Annotated in this window: 1 protein-coding gene; it reads left to right on the forward strand. The window is 65.2% G+C overall.

Going from position 1 to position 595, the window contains the following annotated elements:
- A partial coding sequence (locus tag CN97_RS19700; RefSeq protein ID WP_035715334.1) for an IS5 family transposase occupies positions 1-595 on the forward strand: 595 nt, incomplete at both ends.

Here is a 595-nt window from a genome sequence, read left to right on the forward strand (position 1 = left end):
GCTCTTTGGCCTGCCACTCCGGCAAACAACCGGGATGGTGGCCAGCATTCTGAAGATGGCAGGGCTCGACTGGCCAGTGCCGGACTTCTCCACCCTGAGCCGCAGACAAGGATCTTTGGTGGTCGACATACCCCACCGCCGTGCAACGGGGCCGCTGAACCTGCTGGTCGACAGCACCGGGATCAAGTTCCTGGGCGACGGGGAATGGCTGGCGCGCAAGCACGGCACGCACCGCAGGCGCCAATACCGCAAGGTTCATCTGGCGATGGACACGGCCACCGGCGACATCCGAGCGGTGGAGTTCACCTCGAGCCGCGAAGGCGACAGCCCTGTGCTGCCGGATCTGCTGGATCAGATCCCGGCCGATGAACAGGTAGGCACCGTGACCGGCGACGGCGCCTTCGACACCCGGCGGTGTCACACCGCAATCGTCGATCGCGGCGGCACGGCCATCATCCCGATCCGCAAGAACGGACGCCTCTGGAAGGAGAACTGCCCTGCCGCCCGTGCCCGCAACGACATCCTTCGGGCGAGCAAACGCTTTGGGCGAGCAAACTGGAAGCACTGGTCCGGCTATCACGTCCGAAGTCGGATC

Origin of the sequence: Haematobacter massiliensis (assembly GCF_000740795.1) — a bacterium.
In the GTDB taxonomy this organism is placed as follows: domain Bacteria; phylum Pseudomonadota; class Alphaproteobacteria; order Rhodobacterales; family Rhodobacteraceae; genus Haematobacter; species Haematobacter massiliensis.